Origin of the sequence: Streptomyces sp. NPDC048411, from assembly GCF_040704695.1 — a bacterium.
In the GTDB taxonomy this organism is placed as follows: Bacteria; Actinomycetota; Actinomycetes; order Streptomycetales; family Streptomycetaceae; genus Streptomyces.
Genome location: NZ_JBEZKL010000146.1, coordinates 1 through 18,234 on the forward strand (window position 1 = coordinate 1; position 18,234 = coordinate 18,234).

An 18,234-nucleotide genomic window follows, 5' to 3' on the forward strand; every position below is an offset into this window, starting at 1 on the left:
GGCGCGTCAGTGCGCCGTCGCCCCACCGGCCCTGAGGCCTACCAGCGGTAGGGGTTGGTGCGGAAGATCCGCCCGAACCGGTTGATGAAGTCCACGTGCACGTGGGTGCCCGAGCCGCACGGACCGCGGTAGCGGCAGCGGCCGCCGGTGCGGGCCACGTCCTTCGCCTTGCGGATCGCCGCGGCCTTGCTGGAGAAGCGGGTCGGGTGCCACCAGTTCAGCACGCCGGGCTTCTTCGGGATGTACCGCGCGCAGTTGTGGACCAGGGCCGTCTGCCCGTCCACCGCCACGAAGAAGGTGTGGGTGCCTCCCACGGTCAGGTTGTAGACCGTGGTGACGGCCCGCTCGCGGCTGACGGAGGTGACCGTCGGCAGCGTGCCCTTCGGGTTCATCAGGCGGGTGCCGGCGGTCAGATCGCCTGCGTCCACCCAGCCCCGGCCCTGTGCGAAGAAGGGGTGGCCGGCGGTCGCCGTCACCGGCTCCGCGGAGCCGTCCCCGTCCGCGTCGACGGACAGCGTCACCAGGTCCTTCACGCCCTGGCCGACGATGACGTCGGTGACCGGCGAGACGGTGAGTTCACCGGTCAGCTCGTCGACGGCCTGCACTCGGTCGCCGATCGTGATCTCACTGATCGGCTTGGTGCTTCCGTCGGCCAGCACGACGGGGGTCTGCGGCAGGAAGGAGTTGACCCGGCAGGAGCGGCCGACCGCCCGCGCCGCGCGGATGGCGCGGTAGCCGCGGTAGGCGCGGTAGCCCCATGCCGCGGCGCCGAGACCGGGCACGAAGCCCACCGCGGTCAGGGCGATGTCCCACTTGTTGCGCCAGGCCCAGCTCTTGGCCTTGCGGAAGATCTTCTTCCAGCCCCACTTGCCGTCGAGGTCGTAGCAGTTGACCGGGTCGGGCGTGCAGTACTCGTACGCGTTGGCGTTGCCGCCCTGGACCGGGTCGACGCTCAGGAAACGGCCGGTCGCCGGGTTGTACTGGCGTACGCCCATGAGCGTGAAGCCGGCGACGGTCTCGGAGGAGCGCTGCTTGCCGCCCAGCCAGCCGTACCGGACCGCCTGCTGCGCGTCGCGCGGATTGCCGTACTCGTCGGTGTCCAGTGCCACCGGCGCCTCACCCGCGTTGAGCGGGAGCTGGAGCGCGACGTCACCGTGGATGTCGGAGAGCTGGAGGACGGTGTCACCGGTGGCGCTGGTGACGGCGCCGAGGCTGCCCGAGAGGGAGTCGACGTTGCGGGTCAGTGCGCCCGTGGCGGTGTTCTCGACGATCCAGCGGGGGTTGTCGCTCTCGCCGTCGTAGTGGTTGATCTTGCTCTCGGTGGGAGACCAGGACCCGCCGCTGCTGCTCTCCACCGTCCAGGAACGGAAGCGCAGCGCGGCGTCGAGCTTCCACGTCTGGCGCTTGGCACCCGAAGTCTGCTGGTAGGCGAGGTCGTTGGCGTAGTAGCCGACGTTCACGCCGCCCGGCAGGGCGGTGGTGCGGCCGAAGGCGTCGTAGACGTACCCGGCGTCGGTGATGCGGTCGGCGCTGTCGAAGGCCGACGTGGTGGTGGTGCCGCCCGTCGTCGGGCAGTCCAGCCCGGGCGCCGCGGCGGCCGTGGTCAGCGAGGTGCGGTTGGCGTGTTAGGCGGCGCTGCGGGTCTTGCGGCGGCGTACTGCGACGGCGGTGCCGCCACCGGCGACGACCAGCGCGGCTGCCATACCGGCGATTGCGGCGGTGTTGTCGTTCGTACCGGTCTCGGCGAGGTCGGAGCCCATGGCGACAGTCGACAGGGCGCCGTCGGTCTTCAGGGCGCTGTTGGTCTTCAGGGCGTGGTTGGTCTTCATGGTCTTGTTGATCCAGCCCGCGTAGGCGTGCGCGTTGGTGTAGAGGCCAGGACCCTCCGAGCACGGCACCTTCGGGGCACCGGGCCCCGAGGTGACGCCGATCAGCTCCCAGCGGCCGTTGCGGCCCTTCTGGACCTGCGGCCCGCCGGAGTCCCCGAAGCACGCCATGGCCTTGGGCACGGTGGTGATGGTGCACAGCCGGGTCGGGCCCGCGTAGCCCGGCGCGCATTCGGACTCAGCGCCCCTGCGGGTGTTCAGCTCCTGCAGTCGGTCCGGGAACTTGAGCTCGGTGTCGACGGTGGTGCCGAAGCCCAGGAGCCGGGTCGGCGTGCCAGGGCCCCCTACATGCCGGCGATCTTGATGGGATGCTGGGCGACCGGGCGGTCCAGGCGTATCAGCGCGAGGTCGTTGTTGTTGGCGGCCTTGCCCTCGCCGTTCACGTAGCCGGGGTGGACGAAGATCCGGTCGATCTTCCGGACAGTGCCGCCGGACTTGCGGTGGTCGCTGCCGACGCGCACGATGCCGTCCAGCTCCAGGCCGTCACCCTTCACGCAGTGGGCCGCCGTCAGTACCCACTGCTTATCGATCAGCGACGCGCCGCAGGTCCCGTCGTTCAGACCGAGCGTGGGGGCCGACTCGGGGATGGTCGCCATGAACGGGTAGTGCTCGGTGGAGTCCGATCCGTTGACGATGGCTGAGGCGCTGCCGGCCATGACAGTGGCGCAGGCCGCAGCTGCGAGAACGCCGACGGCAGCGGTGCGGGCGGTACGGCGGCGCAGTGGCTTGAGGCTGTACACAGGTGGTTCCTTTTTTTGCTCGGTGGATCCGTACGCATTTGCTTGGTGGATCCGTGCGCATTCAGCCTCGTTGTTTTGATTCCTGCCAGACCATCCGGGAAACAGGCCAGTCGATGGTATGGCTCTCTTCCTCTCCGTACTGGGGAAAACCCGAGGTCCGGAGTGTGGCTGGTCAGGGCTGTGATGGCAGGGGCTGGGTGCCGACAGTTGGGGACGGGGGCGGCCGGTGTCGCGTTCTACGGTGTGGGCTTCAGGTTGTAGCGGGTGCCTGTTGCGGTGAGGCGGAGTTGTTCGCCGTTCTGAACCGTGATGAGGGGGAAGAGCGGGCTGTCCGGGGGCGCGGTCCTTGAGCTGTCCGTGGATACCGGCTGCGCGGATGAGGGGGCGTGTTCAGGTGGGGAGAGGGTGGACCTGGCATTTGCGGTGGGCTGTGCTGTCGTGGAATTTGACGGCGGTCGCGGTTTCGTTGATGTCGATACCGCGGATAAGCGCGAGCCGGCTGATGTCCGCCCTGGTGACGCGGAGCCCGTGCGCGTCACCGAAAGCGAAGCGTTGTGCTGCGCGGAGCCGTTGCCCGCGCCTGCCACCGACGGGTGGCCCAGCAGGACACATGGCTGTCCGGAGACGTTGGTGAACTCGACGACCGCTGCTCCGATTTCCGCGCCGGGCGGACGTTCGGCAGCCTGATACACGGCCGCCCTCAGGGCGGGCCCGGCACAGGTCTTCACCGTGGCACTCGACGGTCCGGAGCTGTGGGAAGCGCTCGCCTCCGGCGCCGTAGATGCGCCTGCGCTGGGGCTTTCGAGGTCTCAGGGGCCGGTACTTTGGACGAGGACACCGGGGCACTCGGCGTCCCCGACGTCGAACCGGCCGCCCCCGCCTCGTCGCCACTATGTCCCTGCCGCGCGGTCGCCCCGGACCGGGACCGTACGGGCCAGCGGGTCACCCGGCTGCACGCGGAACTGGGAGGTCAGTTCCCGACCCGTGCTGGCCAGCACCCACTGCCGGTTCACGACCCGGCCACCGACCTCGAACTCGTTCCGCAGGACGGGAATTTCGAGCATGCGGGTGAACCACTCCGCCGCGCGCTCCGCGAGGAATTCGGGCGTTCCAGAACTCTCGATCGCCGTTTCCGGGTTCCGCTCCAGCGTGTACAGCTGATCACGGAATTCGCCTCCGACGAGACGGGAGCCGGTGAAGAACGCGCCCACGGTGAGAATGTGTGCTTCCGGATCGGAATCGGGATCGTAGAGTTCCAGGGTGACCATGAGTTCGGTGCGGTTCTCGAAGACCGCGAAGCTCGCGAAAGTGTCGTCGGGATCGCAGGACCACGCGCCGGATTCCGCCCGCTCACGGAGAGCGGCGAGAAAGCGAAGCCCCCCCTCGGTGGCCTCCAGCTCCGGGTCGGGCTCGAACCAGACGGGGCCGGGGATGTCGTGCTCGTTCATGACGCTGCTGCCTCGCAAGGCCCCGGAAAGGGGCCGTGAATGAAGTGACCTGACAGGGGCCTGGCCTCCGCGGTCCAAGAGAACGCGGAGGCCAGGATATCGGCTGGTGCGTTACCGGGAACTACCGGCGTGCGTCACCATAGGCTGTTGAAGAAATCACCTGCCTTACTGCCGAGAGAGCTCCCGGCGATGCTGTCGGCGATGCCGCCGACCACGCCTCCGACGACTCCTCCGACCGCGGTTCCGGCGCCCGGGATGATCGACCCGATTACCGCACCGGCCGCCGCGCCGACCTCGGTACCCGCCCAGGCGCTGGCCAGGCCGTCGGCCAGGGTGGAGCCGGCCGAGACGGCCGCCTCGCCCTTTTGGCCGTCCGGCGCGCTCCAGATCTCGTAAACGGCGACGCCGATGCCGAGTCCGAGGAGGCCGCGGCCGCCCCACTTGGCCGCCTTGCCCAGCTTGCTCGCGAAGCCGGAGCCGCTGGAAGCCGTGGATGCCGCGGTCCTTGCCGCGGCCGCCTCGGCGGCCTGGGTCGACCGGACCGCCACCAGTTCGCTGTTCGCCCGGACGGCCACCTCGGTGCTGAACTCGCTCGGCGGCGTGGTGTGGATCGGCCGGCCGGTGTCGAACCGGCCGCCTTCCCGCCACTTGGCGTTCCCCGGGTACTGCCGCGGCGCCGTGTCGTTCTGGCAGTTCTCGCAGACCGGCATTGGGAATGGCGCCTTGGAGGGACGGTCGTACGCCACGGCGTTGCCGAAGCGCACCTGGTCCATCGGCAGACCGAGCTTCCGCGCGCAGTCCCGCTCGGCGCAGCCGAACGGGTTCGACGACATGCCGGCCGCGTAGCGGTCCGTCGCTGGGTCGTAGGCGCCCACGTAGGTGCGGTTCTTGACCCGCTTCTGCTTGATGTAGTTGTCCCGGACCGTGTTCATCATCTCGTCGATGAGGTCCGTGACCACGCCCGCGCTGTCCACGGCGAACGGTCGCCCGTCGTTCGAGCTCGCCCAGCTGTGGCCGTCCAGCTCCACGTTCGACAGCGGGTTGCCGCCCGCAAACGCGTACCGGTTGCCGGTCATCGGGTCGAAGGCCAGTCGCATGTCGGCCATGGCGCCGTTGTACATGTCACGGGAGAGGAACCGGTTCATCCCCGTGGAGTAGGTCCGGAAGCCCATGTTGTAGTTGCCGGAGGCGGTGTCCACACGGGCGCTGTTGAACCGGTACGCGTTGTACGGCTCGGCACTCGCACGCCGCCCGCGCCCGGCTTGTCGGCGCCGGACATCTGGGCGTCGTCCTGGGCTCCGTACGCGGTGTAGCTGTACGTGGCCTTGGTGTTGCCCTGGTCGTCGGTGACCGCCTGGATGCGATCTCTTGGTTTCGTGTCAGTGAATGGTGTGACAGTGGCGGGTTCCCCGTGTGTTGCCCGGACGTACTGGTCAGTGAGTCATACGTCGGGCTCGCCGGACGTGCTGCCACTGTCATGAGATGAGAGATCGGGGGTGTCGGTACTGTCACCGGGCTGTATAGGCGCAGGTCGCGTACTGACACGAAATCGAGAGATCGCAACCACCGAATGTGAGACAGGGCCGTTCGTTTGGCAGACCCCTGGTGGGCGTTCCTGTGCGCCGTGCTGTGCACGGCGATCGCCAGCGTGGCCGCACTTCTGCCGCAGGAGTCCGAGCACCGGCGTGACGTGGTGCGGGACTACCTCCGCCACCGCGAGCGCATGTACCGGCTGCGACGCGAGCTGCCCCGGCAGCAAGCACAGGGGAGGATCGAATGACGGCCCTGCGTCCGCAACAGTCACGGAGTCCCGGAGTACGCCTCGATCGCCGCTCTGGACCGGCTCCTCGACGACCTGATTGTCGAGAAGGTCCACCAGGTGTGCCCGTACTCCAACGCCACCCGCGGCAACATCAAGGTCGAGGTCGCCGCGGCCTGATCCCGCCCGTGCGGAGGGCCGCACCCTGAACAGGGGTGCGGCCCTCCGCCGTACCCGGGGGGCCGGCCCCCGGGGTTCAGCCGGCGATCATTCCCCGGTGGTCAGCAGCGCCCGTCCGATTTGCGCGAACACCCCCTTCGGGTGGGCGCGGAACAGCGGCTGGGTGCCGAACAGCACGACCTGGGAGCCCTGCGCGGACGTACCGCTGACGACCGAGGCACGGCCCGCCGCGTCCAGGGGGCCGCCTGAGCCGTTCTCCAGGGCCCGCCAGTGGCCGGAGACCAGCGGATTGCCGCTGCCGTACGACTGGTCGGCGCGTACGCCCGCGCCCAGACCGGTGAACCACAGCGGGGAGTAGACGAAGCTGTGCCCGGAGGCGCCGCCGGTGACCGGGCCGCCCGCGTTCACCACCCGCACCACGCCGTTGGCGTCGCCGTGGCCCTCCACCGCCGTGGCGGCGAGCAGCCCCGCGGCGGCGTTGAAGGCCGCGCCCGTCGAGCCGAGGCCGACCACGCCACCGCCGCCCTTCAGGAAGCCGTCGAGTGCGGCGCGCGCCGCCGGGTCGAGAGCCTTGTACGACAGTCCGGTGGACACGTACAGCACATCGGCGGCGGACCAGTCGAAGCCCGCGTTGAGCACGGCCGTCGAGACCGGCACCACGTCGAAGCCCATCTCGCGCAGCGAGAACAGCTCGCCGGGCGTCACTGCCGCGGCGACCCGGGTGCGGTGCAGATCCGCCGTGCCGCGCTGCTCCGTCGCCCGGAAGGCGACGCCGTACCGGTCGGCGAGCACCCGCGCCTGCTCGCGTGCCGAGCCGGGCACGATCGCCGTCCCGTCGTCCGTACGGCGTACCCGGACGCCCTGCGCCAGCAGGGAGTTGACCGCTGTCAGCTCCTTCGGGTCGTCGAGCCGCAGCGCCAGGTCCCCGCGGGGCGCGACATGGCCGGTCGGCGCCGCCCCATGGACCGTACGTCCCTCGACACGCAGCCGTCCGTCCTTGACCCGGTCCACCGTGGCACCCCAGAGCAGCCCGAGGCTCCAGCCCGAGATGTCGTACATCGCGGACACGTCCGCGCTGATGTCCCGGCCGTCGGCCAGGATCACATTGGCCAGACCGCGCTTGGGCTGGTGCATGTCGACGACGTACGAGCCGGCCGGATACGTCCGTCCGTTCAGCTGGAAGCCCTCGTCCGCCCGTACGACCCGCACGTCATTGGCGGTCAGATGGTCCACCAGCCGGGCCGCGGCCGTCGCGGACCTCTGTCCGCTTCCGGCCGGAATCACATACGCCTGGGGGAACTCGGCGGTGTAGACGTCCTCGGGGCCGATGCCCGGCACACCCGGAACGGTCTCCTCCGACACCGGCCTCTGTGCCTCGCCCGCCGTGCCGCGCCGGAATATCTCGATCTGGTCGGCGATCACCGAGGCGCGGTGGTCCAGTGCGTAGTCAAGCGTGGCCCGCATCGCGGCGCCCGCGATGGCGGTGTTGATCGTCGACCTGCGTCGCAGCTCGTCGACCGGCTGGGTCTCGTAGTCCTGCCCGTTGACCCGCATCGGGAACTCGACGGTGTGGGCCGCGACTGTGCCGTGGAACGGCATGTACTGCGGGGTGAAGATCGGCGGCCAGTCGTCCCAGCCCTCCTGCTGGTCGCGGAAGGGGATGATGGCGGGCTGCACGCCGTCCTTCTGCGGGGTGTAGCCGAGGCCGTTGATGGCGGCCTCCATGCCCAGCGCGTTGGCGTAGGAATTCTTGAGGAAGAGGTCGTATTCGTAGTTCTCGCCGTGCGGCGGGGTGGTCGGCTCGATCAGGGTGCCGTTGACGTATCCGTGCAGGTCCAGCATCATCACTGGCTGTTTGTCGATGGCGATCTGCCGGATGGCGCGGGACTCGGGCTGGCTGCCGGTGATGAAGTCCCGGTTGAGGTCGAAGCCGTTGGCGTTGGCGCGGGTGCCGGCGATCCTCCCGTCCGGATTAGCCGTGACATTGAGGTGGATACGGCTCTTTGACAGCAGCTCGGTGGTACGGGCGTCGTTCGCCGTGGCCAGCCGCTCGATGAGCTTCAGCGCGGCGTCGGTGCCCTCCCACTCGTTGCCGTGGATGTTGTTGTTGATGAACACCGGTGCCTTGTAGGCCGACTTGATCTTCCGGTCCTTGGCGGCGGCCGTGGGGGAGTGCTCGATGCGTTCTCGCATCCGCTCCTGGTCACGGGCCTGCGCCGCGGTCTCCGGCGCGGTGACCGTCACCAGATACAGTTCGTGCCCGCCCGCTGAACGCCCCGCCACCTCGACGCTGACCCGGTCGCTCCGCTTCTGAAGCTCGTTCAGCTTCGGCGCGATGGCGTGATATGGCGTCAGGCCCAGCTTGACCGACTTGTCGGCCGGGTTCACCGGGGGCGGGACGAGCACGGTGTGGCGCGGATAGCCGGTGTCGTGGCGCAGGGCGGGCGTCGGTGCGGCAAGCGCGCGACTGGCCGCGGCGGCCGGAGCGACGGCAACGGCGGTGTCCCGGCCGCCGCCTTCACGTACGGGGGGCTGTGGCTTCCGGGGAGCGGCGGTCGCCGGCGGTGGTGCGAGCAGTAGCGCGCCGGCCAGGGCCGCGGTGGCGATCAGAACGGGTCTGTGCATTCCCATGCGCTTCGTACCTCCGGTTGATCGGAAGTGATCGGAACCCGCAGGTCTACCGGCTAATTTCGTACTCAACAAGAGGGTCTGCAGTGACTGCGATCTCTCGGTTTGGGGGCAGTGGTGTGAGAGAGAGTTGGTCTTGGTGTGTTGGTGCTGGTCGGGGGCTGTTCCGGGGTGTGGGGTCACTGTCGTGGACGTGACAGATCGGTGTGGGGTTCGCTGTCTGGGGTGTTTATCGCAGGTGGGGTGATGCTGTCTCAGTTTCGTGAGTTCTGATCTATCGACGGGCGGGGGTTGGTGTGATCGTGGGGTGGATCATGAAGTACAGCCACGAGCCTCGGAGGGGTCGGGCTCGGCGTTGCCTGCTGTGTCGGTTCGGGCGTTGCGGGGGCCAGCGGTGCGGCGTTTGCTGGCTCTGCGTCGGGAGGGGAAGCTCACCACCTGGCATGTGAGGGTGATGGCCGAGGCGTTGGGTGTGCGGGAGCGGGCGGTGTGGCGGTGGCTGGCCGCCGCCGAGCAGGACGAGGCCGCGGCCGCGGCACCGGGGGAGCGGACCCGGTACTACGGGAGGTTCACGGTCACCCCGGAGGTCCGGGCTCTGCTCGGGCTGTGGAGGGGCAACGTCGCGGCCGTCCACCGTGAGCTGACCGCTCGCGCGGTCAGGGGCGAGGGTGACCCTCCGCCGTCGGTTCCGACGCTGCATCGCGCGATTCGGCGTGATCTGACACCGGGGAGCGGGCAGGGCTTGCGGGTGGGGAGCGTGAGGCCCGCAGGCACGATGTGTTTCTGGCGCGGCCGCGGGGGTGGCGGAATCAGGTGTGGGAGGCCGATCACGTCCAGGCCCCGGTCCTGGTCGACGTCGAGGGTATCGCCCTGCGGCCGTGGATCATCTGGTTCGTGGACTGCGCGACGAACGCGAGTCGGCGCTCGGCGAGCGGCGTGGTGGCGGGCGGCAGCGGCAGGCGGGTGTCGGCCCGAAGTACGACCTGGTCTTCACTGACCGTCTGATCGTCACCCTGGTCCACCTTCGCACCGGGCTTCCACACGCCGCGCTCGCTGCGTTGTACGGCACCGCCCGCTCCACGGTCTCCCGCGCCATTGCCGCCGCCCAGTCGAGTTCGAGGGCGGCGAGCGCGGCGAGTTTGTCGGTGGTGAGCTTGGCGCGTCGGCTCTTGCTGTTCGACAGAAACACCCAGAGCTTCACCTCGCTCCCGTCTTCCAGCCGCTCTACATGCCCCCGGGGGACGTCACAGATCCCGGCATGGTGCCCACCGGCGGCGGCTGGGTTCCGCAGGCAATGCGAGGTCCGATACCCGCCAGCGCCGACTTCCACCCTGCCGCAGTCTGATGGAGGTGATCAGGCGCCGGGCCCGGCCGACCACCCAGAACCACCTCTTTCCGAAAGGCTTCTCCATGTCTTCCCGTCTGGATTCCAAGGTTTTCGTCGTCACCGGCGGCTCCTCCGGCATCGGTCTCGCGGTCGCCCGGCGGCTCGCTTCGGAAGGCGCCGCCGTCGTCATCGGCGCCCGCCGCAAGGACGTCGGTGAGGAGGCTGCCGAGAGCATCCGTGCTACGGGCGGTCGGGCGCTCTTCGTTCCCGCGGACGTCTCCGTCGAGGCCGACGCTGCCGCCCTGGTCGCGGCGGCGCTCTCCGAGTTCGGCCGCCTGGACGGGGCGTTCAACAATGCCGGCGGCTTCAACGCTTCCGGCCCGGTGTCCAGCATCGACGGCACCGCGTGGAACGCTGAGATCGCCCAGAACGTCACTAGCGTCTTCAACTGCCTCAAGCACCAGATCCCTGAGGTTCTCAAGTCCCGCGGCGCGATCGTCAACAACGCCTCCAACATGGGCGTCGTCGCGCTGCCCGGCGTTGCCCCGTACGTCGCCGCCAAGCATGCGGTCGTGGGGCTGACCCGGGCCACCGCGCTCGAAGTCGCCGAGCAGGGCGTGCGGATCAACGCCATCACCACCGGCGGTGTCGACACGCCGCTGGCCCGCGGCTCCATGATGACCAGCGACGAGGCCGTCGCGCAGATCTCGGCGATGCATCCGGTGAACCGCATCGCCCAGCCCGAGGAAATCGCCCCGTTCGTGGCGTTCCTGCTGAGCAGCGAAGCCTCGTTCATCACCGGCGCAACCCTCGCGATCGACGGCGGATTCACCACCCGTTGACCTGAAGGTCCACCCCGGCCCCGCGCCCCCCACCGGGGTATCCGCCGACGACCGTGCGCCGCGCGCAGGGCGCGTCGTCCCACTAGGCGTTCTGACCGCCGTAGCGCGACCTGCGCCAGGCCACCTGCTCGGCACTCATCGATGACGAGACCGCGCACACGTCACCGATACGTGCACTGCCACGCCGACGTGCCTCCCTCTCAGAGGGCGGTACGTGACCTGATGTCCGTTTCGGCGTCGCCTGAACGTGTGATGGTGGGGGCTCCAGGCCGGTCGGCGGGCTTGGCCGTTCTGGAGTGACCGGGTGAGCGACCGCAAGCCCTACAAGAGCGACCTATCCGACGAACGCTGGGCGCTGATCGAGCCGGTGACCACCGCGTGGAAGGCGAAGCACCCCTCCGTCAGCGGCCACCAGGGCAACTACCAGATGCGGGAGATCGTCAACGCGATCTTGTACTTGGACCGCGTGCGGGAGATCGCGGCGGCCGTACTCCGCGTCGGCGGTGGTGAGCAGCGGTGATGGCCGGCAACCCCGTATCGCCGATCGCAGTTGCACCTGCAGGCCTGAGCCGCCGGGCCCAGAGGTTCGTCGAGGTGGATGGCATCTGTGTCTCCCGGCAGGACATCCGGCGCCACCGCGATGCGTGGATCGAGCGCGAGATCCCTGCTGTGGAGTGCGTTGTCACAGGTGACGTCGGGGTCGGAAGTGGGGGGAGATGCCGCTGAACGCGGACAGGAACCGCTGCGCTCCACCCGCACTCCGGAAGCCCTTCATCACCCGTTCACGCTGCCGGGTGGGCTCGCGGGAATTCTCCGCCCGGTCGTTGAGACCCTTGCAGGAGCGGTGCTCGACCGAGGGCATGACCTCGCGGTGGGCGATGCCGTAGGAGCGGAGCTTGTCCGTGACGACCACCCTGGGCACCGCGCCCGTGTTCTTCAGCAGGCGGCGGAAGAACCGCCTGGCCGCGGCGGTGTCCTGGCGGTTCTGCACGAGGGCGTCGAGGACGCTGCCGTCCTGGTCGACAGCCTGTCACAGACACTTCTGCCCGCCGTTGATCTTGATGAAGACCTCGTCCAGATGCCACTTGTCCCAGACCGGGGCTGCCGGCGGCGCAGCGCGTTGGCGTAGGTCTGCCCGAACTTCACACACCAGTCGTCCTGGCCGGTGTCGGCGTCTTCGGCATGCTGTGGATGGTGTCGTGGATGGCCGACGCCAAGCCCGGCGAGAACCGGTGGGCCTTCGGCATCGTGGCGACGGTGGCCTGCGTCATCCCCATCGTGATCGGCGGGACCCTGCTCTTCTGCGGCTCCGCGCTGCTGCGCGGCGAGTCGGACTGGGCGGGCATCGCGGGCGGTCTGCTCTCCCTCGTGGGCGCCCTGGCCGGCGTCGGCATCGGCACCGGCGTAGCCGACACCGGTCTCCCCCGCGACGAGTGGTGGTCGAGGATGGCCGGCTACCTGGCCGCGTTCAGTGTCTGTGTGGTCACCATCGTGCTGATCAAACACAAGGCGACGCAGAGGTTTCTGCGCTGACTCCGACAGCGATCGGCCGCCCGCCGCCCCGTCACCCGGCCTTCCTGAACAGCTCCGACATCCGGCCCCCCATCCCATGACCCAGCACCGCCGAGTCCGCCCCGATCAGGCCGACCCGCTCGGCCAGTTCCCGGGCGTGGACGTCGACGGCGGCCTCGATGAGCTCGGCGAATGCGTCCAGGGCGTCGTGAGCGCGGGAGCGGGCGACGGCCGCGCAGCAGACGGCGACCAAGGCGGCCGGCCACCACCAGCAGGCGAGCAGGGCGTAGCCCACGGCCCAGGCGGCGAGGCGGGCGGCGGCGGCGAAGGAGTCGTGGGCGGACTGGATCTGGCGTACGGCGGGTTCGGGGAGAATCAGCCACAGCCGTGGCCAGAGGGCGGCAAGGTCCACTCCATAGGTGGTGTGGACGCGCTCCGCCGTCGCCTGGACGCGGTCGCCGTACCAGGTGGGGCGGGTCGGTTTGCGTAGCGCGACGCGGTCGCGGGCCTCGGCGAGGTTCTCGATGCGCGCCTGGATGTCCGGCGGGGCCGACGGCCGGCCGTTGGGCGCAGAGATGCCGTCGTGGGCCTCCTCGTACTGCGTGTCCAGGTCCCGCCACCTGCGGGTGCGGCGGGCGGTCAGGGCACGGGATAGCGGGTCGCGGCCGAACCGGAGCCAGTACCGCTCGATCGCGCCGCTGAGGAACTGCGCGGCGAGTGAGGCCGCGGTCGCGGCGAGCAGGACGAGGGCGACCAGGAGCGCGGCGGTACCGGCGCGGTCGAGGGCGGGTCGGGTCGCGAGGTCGTCCAGCGTGGTGCGCAGCCGGTCAATGTCGTGCCAGTGGCGGTGTCCCAGGGTAGTGCCGACGGCCGTGGCGGCGAGGAAGAGGGCGCCGGGAAGGACCAGCAGATTCAGCCAGCGTTCGGCCAGTTTGCCGCCCAGAGTGGCGAGGAGAGGGTTCATACCGGCGGGGTCACTGGCCGGGGCCCAGACGGCGCTTGCGCATACGGGTGCCGTTGACGGCGCAGGGCGGGGCGGGGAGCAGGTCGCGGGCCCGTTCAACCCGGGTGCACTGGGCCGGTCCGGGACATACGGCCACCTTGATGTCGTGCGAGATGCCGGGGACCCTCGCGCTCCGGGACTCGTTGACCAGGCCCCGTGCGTCTCCCGATCGACGCAGCGCCATGTCCAGGTCGCGGTAGCAGGTGGCGAGTTCGTCGGCGCTCGCGCCCGACCGCAGCAAGTCACTTGCCCGCTCGGCCAGGTCCCGGACGTCGGGGTCCTCCAGGTCATCGGGCAAGCCGAGCAGGGCGCACACCGCCGCGGCCCGATCGTCGGCGTGAGGGAAGGGGGCAGATGCCGTCATGGTCCAAGTATGCCGGAGATCAAGCGGAGTTGAGCATGAGTTGACATGCTGTCGGGAGCGACGGCTGGGGGGAGTGACGGCGTGAGGTACGACCGGGACTGGTTTCTTCAGGCGGTTCGCGTGCGTCTCGACCGGGCCGGGACGGCGGACGGGCGTGTAGACGCGGACGTGGTGTTCGGCCCCGCCGCGGATGCCGAACTGCGGGGACTGCTGCGGACCTGCGACACGAGGACCGACATGGAGGCTCGGCACGCGGCCGGCTGGCTCTGCGTCGCCCGTGCGATGGCCGACCCCGGGCACCGTGGCGCCGTACACGGGTGCATGGCAGGGACCCTGCTCTACCCGGTGTGGGTCGCCGGTCCAACCTTGGTGCCGCCGCAGTTGGCGGCGGGCTACGCGGCCAACGATCCAGCCATCCACCCCGACCCGGCGAACGCGGACGGTCCCCACGAGTGGGCGGCCCAGGTCGCCGCGTTCGAGATCGTGGCGGAGGGGCGGCAGCACAACCCGCCGCCGGGCGCATCCGAGTCCGTCCGCAGGCTCCACGAGATGGCCGTACTGCTGGCCACCATGTCGCCCTCGCGCGACGCCCAGCTCGCCACCGCGATCGGGCTCGCCAGTCTCGCCGTACTCGCGACGCCGGAGTACGACCCCTGGTTCCCGGGCCGGCTCAGAGGTGCCACCGACATCGTGACCCTCGCGGGGGCGACGTGGCCGTTCGGGGACCTGCCGGACGCGGATCCGGTCCGGTTCGTCCGCAGTGCCCTCAGGCGGATCCCGGCCGCCTCCCCCGAACGGGTCCTCGTCCTCGCCGGTCTGGGCCGCCTGCTCCTGGACCGCTACCTGGAGTCGCACGACGCCGAGGACCTGCACGAGGCGGTGGGCATCGCGCGGGACGTACTGACCCAACTGCCGCCCGGCCACCCGCATTTCCTCCACGGCTTCGGCGCCCTGGGGCAGGCGCTGGTGCTGCTGCGGCAGGTGGAGGGCGCGACGCCCGAGCAGTGCGACGAGGTGGTGGACGTGTGCCGCCGGGCCGTCGACGGCCACCTGAAGGGACCCGCGGCGGCGGGGCACGGCCTGGGCATGGCGCTCGTTCTCAGGGCGCACCACACCGGCCGGGTGGCGGATCTGGACGAGGCGATCGCTGTGTTCACCGAGGCGCTGCGGGTGGCAGGGAATCCGGGAGAGACCGCCGCCCTGCGCAACGCTCTGGGCAACGCCCTGCGCGCCCGCTCCGTCGCGACCGGCTCCCAGGACGATCTGGACGCGGCGCTCGGCTTCACCGACCTCTCCATGGCATCCGCGGAGGCGGCGGACGGCCCGCAACTGCCGCTCATTGCCCCCGCGATGGCCCTGTACAACCGCTACCTGCGCGACCCGAGGGCGAACGGGGCGGATCTGGACGAGGCGCTGCGCCAACTGCGCCGCGCCGAGAAGCTCATGGCACCGGACCACCCGGACCGTCCCGCGGCGCTCGACGACCTCGGCCTGGTGCTGATCGCCTGCTTCCAACGCTCGGGAAAGCCAGAGGAGTTGAACGAGGCCGTACTGGTCCATCGGGAGTCGGTGGCCCTCACCCGGGAGGGGCACGGGTCGCTCGGGCTGCGGCTGCTCAACCTCGGTGCCGCGTTGAGTCTGCGGCACCGGCTGACCGAGGACGGCGACGACCTGCGGGAGGCCGAGGCGTGTCGGCGCCGGGCCGCCGAACTGCCCGGCATGGGCCCCGCGCACGAGGCGGCGCTGGCGAGCTCGACCGGGCTCAGTCTCATGGCGGGCTTCGAGCGCGCCCTCGACCCCGTCGCCCGGCTCGACGAGGCGGTACGGCTCCTGAGGCAGGCGCTCGCCCTCACCCCGGAGGGCGACCCGATGCTGCCCCGGCGCCGCCACAACCTCGCCGTCGCCCTGCTGATCCGCATCGCGAAGACGATGCGGATCGACGAGGCACGCGAGGCACGCGAGCTGGCCGACTCGGTGATCGCGGCACTGCCCCCGGACTCCCTCGACCTGCCCGGTGCCCTCACGGTGGCCGCGAACGCACGGCTCCTGAGCCCCCGCACCCTGCTGTCGTCGGCCGCCCAGGACGAGGTGGTCACACTGTACCGCCGGGCGGTCAAGGCCACCCCGTCCGGCCACCCCACACGCACCCAGCGCCTGGCGAACCTGGGCAGGGCCCTGCGCGGTGTGGGGCTCCGCCGCCGTCGCCGTCAGGCCGATCTGGTCGAAGCGGCCGAGCGGTTCCGGGAAGCGGCCCTGGAGCAGCAGTGCGCGCCCGCCCTGCGCCTGGACGCCGCACGGGACTGGGGTGACGTTCGGGCGGAGCTGGGTGACTGGGCCGGCGCCCTGGACGGCTATGTCGTGGCGGTCGACCTGCTGCACTCCGTCGCGCCCCGCCATCTCGTCCGTGACGACCAGGAGTTCCTGCTGAGCCGTACCGTCGGGCTGGGCGCCGCCGCCGCTGCGTGCGCGGTGCGCTGCGGCCGGCCCGGACTCGCGGTCGGCCTGCTCGAACAGGCGAGGGGCGTGATCCTCTCCCACGCCTTCGACGCCGACAGCGATCTGACCCGGCTCCGGGAGACCGCCCCCGGCCTCGCCGACCGCTTCGAGGAACTCCGGGAGGTCCTCGACACGGCGACCGACAACCTGGGGCCCCTGCCGGAGGAACCGCCCGGCCCCGCCGACGCCCGCGCCGATGTGCGGCAGCGGCTGGCCGCCGAGTGGCGCGACCTCACCGCCCGGATCCGCGCCGAGCATCCCGAACTGGGACTGCTGCGGCCGGTGCGGGACTGGGACGAGGGCGAACTGCGTGCCACGGCAGCCGCGGGCCCGGTGGTCCTGGTCAACGTCTCCCCGTACGGCAGCCACGCCCTGGTCGTCACTGAGCACGCCATCGACGCCGTACCGCTCCCGGACCTCGACCCGAAAACGACGGCGACGCGCCGACGGACCTTCCAGGACGCGCTGGTGCGCATTGACGCACCGGAAACCTCGCGCAAGCAGTCCCAGCGCGCGCAGCAGGACGTACGGGAGACCCTCGCCTGGCTGTGGCGGGCGGTCACCGGCCCGGTCCTGGACCGGCTGCCCGGGGCGGCCCGTGTGTGGTGGTCGCCCGGCGGCCTCCTGGGCACGCTGCCCCTGCACGCGGCGGCCCCTGCGGACACCGACGCCGCTCCCGGCGCCCTGGACCGGGTGGTCTCCTCGTACACGCCGACCCTGCGGGCCCTGCACCACGCCCGTCGGCGGGCCGCCCGCCCGGCGGGCGGCGGAACCCTCGTCGTCAGCGTCGCCGAGGCCGCCGGACAGGCCGCGCTCCCGGGCGCCCGCGGCGAGGCCGACCATCTGGCCCGTCTGCTCCCCGGGGCGGAGCTGCTGGCGGACGCCGCCGCCACCCACTCCGCGGTCGTGTCGGCCCTGCACCGGCACGCCTACGCCCACTTCGCCTGCCACGCCCTGGGCGACCTGGAACGCGCCTCGGGCAGCCGGCTCGTCCTGCACGACCACACCGAACGCCCGCTGACCGTCCGCGAGTTGGCCCGTCTGCGGCTGCCGTCGGTCCGGCTCGCCTACCTGTCCTCCTGTGACACGCTGCTCACCAGTCCCGAGCTCGCCGACGAGGCCGTCCACATCGTCAGCGCCTTCCAGATGGCGGGCTTCCCCCATGTCGTCGGCTCCCTGTGGCACGTCGACGACATGATCGGGAGGGAGGTAGCGCTCGGCGTGTACGACGCCCTGGACCGGGGCGACGGCATGCTCGACGTCGCCCGCACGGCCGAGGCCCTGCACGGCGCCGTACGCACCCTGCGCGACACCTATCCCCAGACGCCCAGCCTGTGGGCGTGCCAGGTACACGCGGGGCCCTAATGACTCGCCTTCTAGCGGTGGTTTGTTAAACCGGGGAGTAGAGGTGAAGTGGGTGGCCTGCGCCGACAGCGTTGATCAGGGCTTGGAGTTCGGGTGGTGGGGGTGCGTTGGTCCAGGCACGCCAGCATCGTTGGAGGGTGGTCCAGGGGGCGAGCCAGGCCCGGACGGCGCGGATCGCTTTGGGCGCCCTCTCAGTGCGTTGTGGCAAAGGGAGTCCCTGTTCGATGGGCGGGGGCTTCTTCGTGCTCGGAGCATGACCGTGGAGGGGTAGGGGCAGGCAGCGGACGGCTTGTTGTTGATCGAGGAGGATGCGATGCCGTCGGTGCTGGGGTTGATGGAACGGCGTGAGGCGCGGGCGAGGCAGGATCTGGAGTCCTGGACGGAGGTCCTGGAGCAGGCTCAGGCGGAGGTGAATGCCGCGCGGGAGCGTGTTGATCGGGCGGGGGGAGGAACTTGTTCAGGGGCGTTGTCACGTTGGCTGACCGGATGGGATGATCTTCTGGTTGATCATGCTGGAGGGGACTCGTCCGTGGAGAGCGCGTCGCCGTCGTACAGGGGTCACCGGTATCCGGTTGAGGTGATCTCCCATTGCGTGTGGCTGTACTTCCGATTCCTGCTCAGCTTCCGCGAGGTGGAGGAGCTGATGCTCCAGCGCGGTGTGATCGTCTCGCATGAGACGGTCCG

At 70.4% G+C, this 18,234-nt stretch carries 10 protein-coding genes and 10 pseudogenes; 8 read left to right on the top strand and 12 right to left on the bottom strand.

Features of this window, described 5'->3' with window-relative positions; all coding sequences use genetic code 11:
- Positions 1 to 38 precede the first annotated feature (38 nt).
- The 7 genes and pseudogenes from AB0915_RS33005 to AB0915_RS33035 form a co-directional block, all read right to left on the bottom strand.
- Positions 39 to 791 (bottom strand): polymorphic toxin-type HINT domain-containing protein, encoded by a 753-nt coding sequence (locus AB0915_RS33005; RefSeq protein ID WP_366694574.1) that lies wholly within the window; start codon positions 789 to 791, stop codon positions 39 to 41.
- A 66-nt stretch (positions 792 to 857) separates the two neighbouring features.
- Positions 858 to 1,619 (bottom strand): annotated as a pseudogene (locus AB0915_RS33010) (RHS repeat-associated core domain-containing protein); the annotation flags it as partial.
- Between the two features lie 6 nt (positions 1,620 to 1,625).
- Positions 1,626 to 1,754, bottom strand: a pseudogene (locus AB0915_RS33015) (LAETG motif-containing sortase-dependent surface protein); the annotation flags it as partial.
- Positions 1,755 to 1,898: 144 nt separating this feature from the next.
- Positions 1,899 to 2,542, bottom strand: a pseudogene (locus tag AB0915_RS33020) (serine protease); the annotation flags it as partial.
- A 320-nt stretch (positions 2,543 to 2,862) separates the two neighbouring features.
- On the bottom strand, positions 2,863 to 3,354 hold the full coding sequence (locus AB0915_RS33025; protein ID WP_366694565.1) for a DUF4232 domain-containing protein: 492 nt from the start codon (positions 3,352 to 3,354) through the stop codon (positions 2,863 to 2,865).
- Between the two features lie 162 nt (positions 3,355 to 3,516).
- The gene (locus tag AB0915_RS33030) at positions 3,517 to 4,074 is read right to left on the bottom strand and encodes a hypothetical protein (protein ID WP_366694566.1); all 558 of its coding nucleotides are present in this window, start codon (positions 4,072 to 4,074) and stop codon (positions 3,517 to 3,519) included.
- A gap of 134 nt (positions 4,075 to 4,208) precedes the next feature.
- Positions 4,209 to 5,303, bottom strand: a pseudogene (locus tag AB0915_RS33035) (RHS repeat-associated core domain-containing protein); the annotation flags it as partial.
- 362 nt (positions 5,304 to 5,665) lie between these two features.
- Here AB0915_RS33035 and AB0915_RS33040 point away from each other — a divergent pair.
- On the top strand, positions 5,666 to 5,854 hold the full coding sequence (locus AB0915_RS33040) for a hypothetical protein (protein WP_366694567.1): 189 nt from the start codon (positions 5,666 to 5,668) through the stop codon (positions 5,852 to 5,854).
- A gap of 78 nt (positions 5,855 to 5,932) precedes the next feature.
- A pseudogene (locus AB0915_RS33045) lies at positions 5,933 to 6,013 on the top strand (organic hydroperoxide resistance protein); the annotation flags it as partial.
- Between the two features lie 87 nt (positions 6,014 to 6,100).
- Here the strand turns inward: AB0915_RS33045 and AB0915_RS33050 are convergent.
- Positions 6,101 to 8,644, bottom strand: a complete 2,544-nt coding sequence (locus AB0915_RS33050; protein WP_366694568.1) for a M14 family zinc carboxypeptidase — start codon at positions 8,642 to 8,644, stop codon at positions 6,101 to 6,103.
- Between the two features lie 875 nt (positions 8,645 to 9,519).
- Here AB0915_RS33050 and AB0915_RS33055 point away from each other — a divergent pair.
- Positions 9,520 to 9,687, top strand: a pseudogene (locus AB0915_RS33055) (IS5/IS1182 family transposase); the annotation flags it as partial.
- A 53-nt stretch (positions 9,688 to 9,740) separates the two neighbouring features.
- Here AB0915_RS33055 and AB0915_RS33060 read toward each other — a convergent pair.
- Positions 9,741 to 9,884: pseudogene (locus tag AB0915_RS33060) on the bottom strand (helicase); the annotation flags it as partial.
- A gap of 167 nt (positions 9,885 to 10,051) precedes the next feature.
- Between AB0915_RS33060 and AB0915_RS33065 the strand changes: the two are divergent.
- Both AB0915_RS33065 and AB0915_RS33070 read left to right on the top strand, forming a co-directional pair.
- Complete coding sequence (locus AB0915_RS33065; RefSeq protein ID WP_366694569.1) at positions 10,052 to 10,810, top strand: SDR family oxidoreductase; 759 nt, start codon at positions 10,052 to 10,054, stop codon at positions 10,808 to 10,810.
- Positions 10,811 to 11,114: 304 nt separating this feature from the next.
- Positions 11,115 to 11,270 (top strand): annotated as a pseudogene (locus tag AB0915_RS33070) (transposase); the annotation flags it as partial.
- A gap of 255 nt (positions 11,271 to 11,525) precedes the next feature.
- On the opposite strand, the pseudogene AB0915_RS33075 reads toward AB0915_RS33070, so the two are convergent.
- Positions 11,526 to 11,953, bottom strand: a pseudogene (locus AB0915_RS33075) (IS6 family transposase); the annotation flags it as partial.
- Between the two features lie 60 nt (positions 11,954 to 12,013).
- Between AB0915_RS33075 and AB0915_RS33080 the strand changes: the two are divergent.
- Positions 12,014 to 12,343 (top strand): hypothetical protein, encoded by a 330-nt coding sequence (locus AB0915_RS33080; RefSeq protein WP_366694570.1) that lies wholly within the window; start codon positions 12,014 to 12,016, stop codon positions 12,341 to 12,343.
- A 31-nt stretch (positions 12,344 to 12,374) separates the two neighbouring features.
- Here the strand turns inward: AB0915_RS33080 and AB0915_RS33085 are convergent, their stop codons facing one another.
- Positions 12,375 to 13,286, bottom strand: coding sequence for a hypothetical protein (locus tag AB0915_RS33085; RefSeq protein ID WP_366694571.1), 912 nt, complete (start codon positions 13,284 to 13,286; stop codon positions 12,375 to 12,377).
- 10 nt (positions 13,287 to 13,296) lie between these two features.
- Positions 13,297 to 13,689: a hypothetical protein gene (locus AB0915_RS33090; protein WP_366694572.1), complete on the bottom strand. Its 393-nt coding sequence runs from the start codon at positions 13,687 to 13,689 to the stop codon at positions 13,297 to 13,299.
- Between the two features lie 120 nt (positions 13,690 to 13,809).
- On the opposite strand from AB0915_RS33090, the gene AB0915_RS33095 reads away from it, so the two are divergent.
- Both AB0915_RS33095 and AB0915_RS33100 read left to right on the top strand, forming a co-directional pair.
- A complete protein-coding gene (locus AB0915_RS33095; RefSeq protein ID WP_366694573.1) occupies positions 13,810 to 17,550 on the top strand; it encodes a CHAT domain-containing protein in 3,741 nt (1,246 codons plus the stop codon).
- Between the two features lie 313 nt (positions 17,551 to 17,863).
- Positions 17,864 to 18,234 (top strand): annotated as a pseudogene (locus AB0915_RS33100) (hypothetical protein); the annotation flags it as partial.

Excerpts from the sequence above, each read along its gene's own strand:
- AB0915_RS33030 (WP_366694566.1), bottom strand. The coding sequence starts at position 4,074 with ATGAACGAGCACGACATCCCCGGCCCCGTCTGGTTCGAGCCCGACCCG.
- AB0915_RS33050 (WP_366694568.1), bottom strand. The coding sequence starts at position 8,644 with ATGGGAATGCACAGACCCGTTCTGATCGCCACCGCGGCCCTGGCCGGC.
- AB0915_RS33065 (WP_366694569.1), top strand. The coding sequence starts at position 10,052 with ATGTCTTCCCGTCTGGATTCCAAGGTTTTCGTCGTCACCGGCGGCTCC.
- AB0915_RS33080 (WP_366694570.1), top strand. The coding sequence starts at position 12,014 with ATGGCCGACGCCAAGCCCGGCGAGAACCGGTGGGCCTTCGGCATCGTG.
- AB0915_RS33085 (WP_366694571.1), bottom strand. The coding sequence starts at position 13,286 with ATGAACCCTCTCCTCGCCACTCTGGGCGGCAAACTGGCCGAACGCTGG.
- AB0915_RS33090 (WP_366694572.1), bottom strand. The coding sequence starts at position 13,689 with ATGACGGCATCTGCCCCCTTCCCTCACGCCGACGATCGGGCCGCGGCG.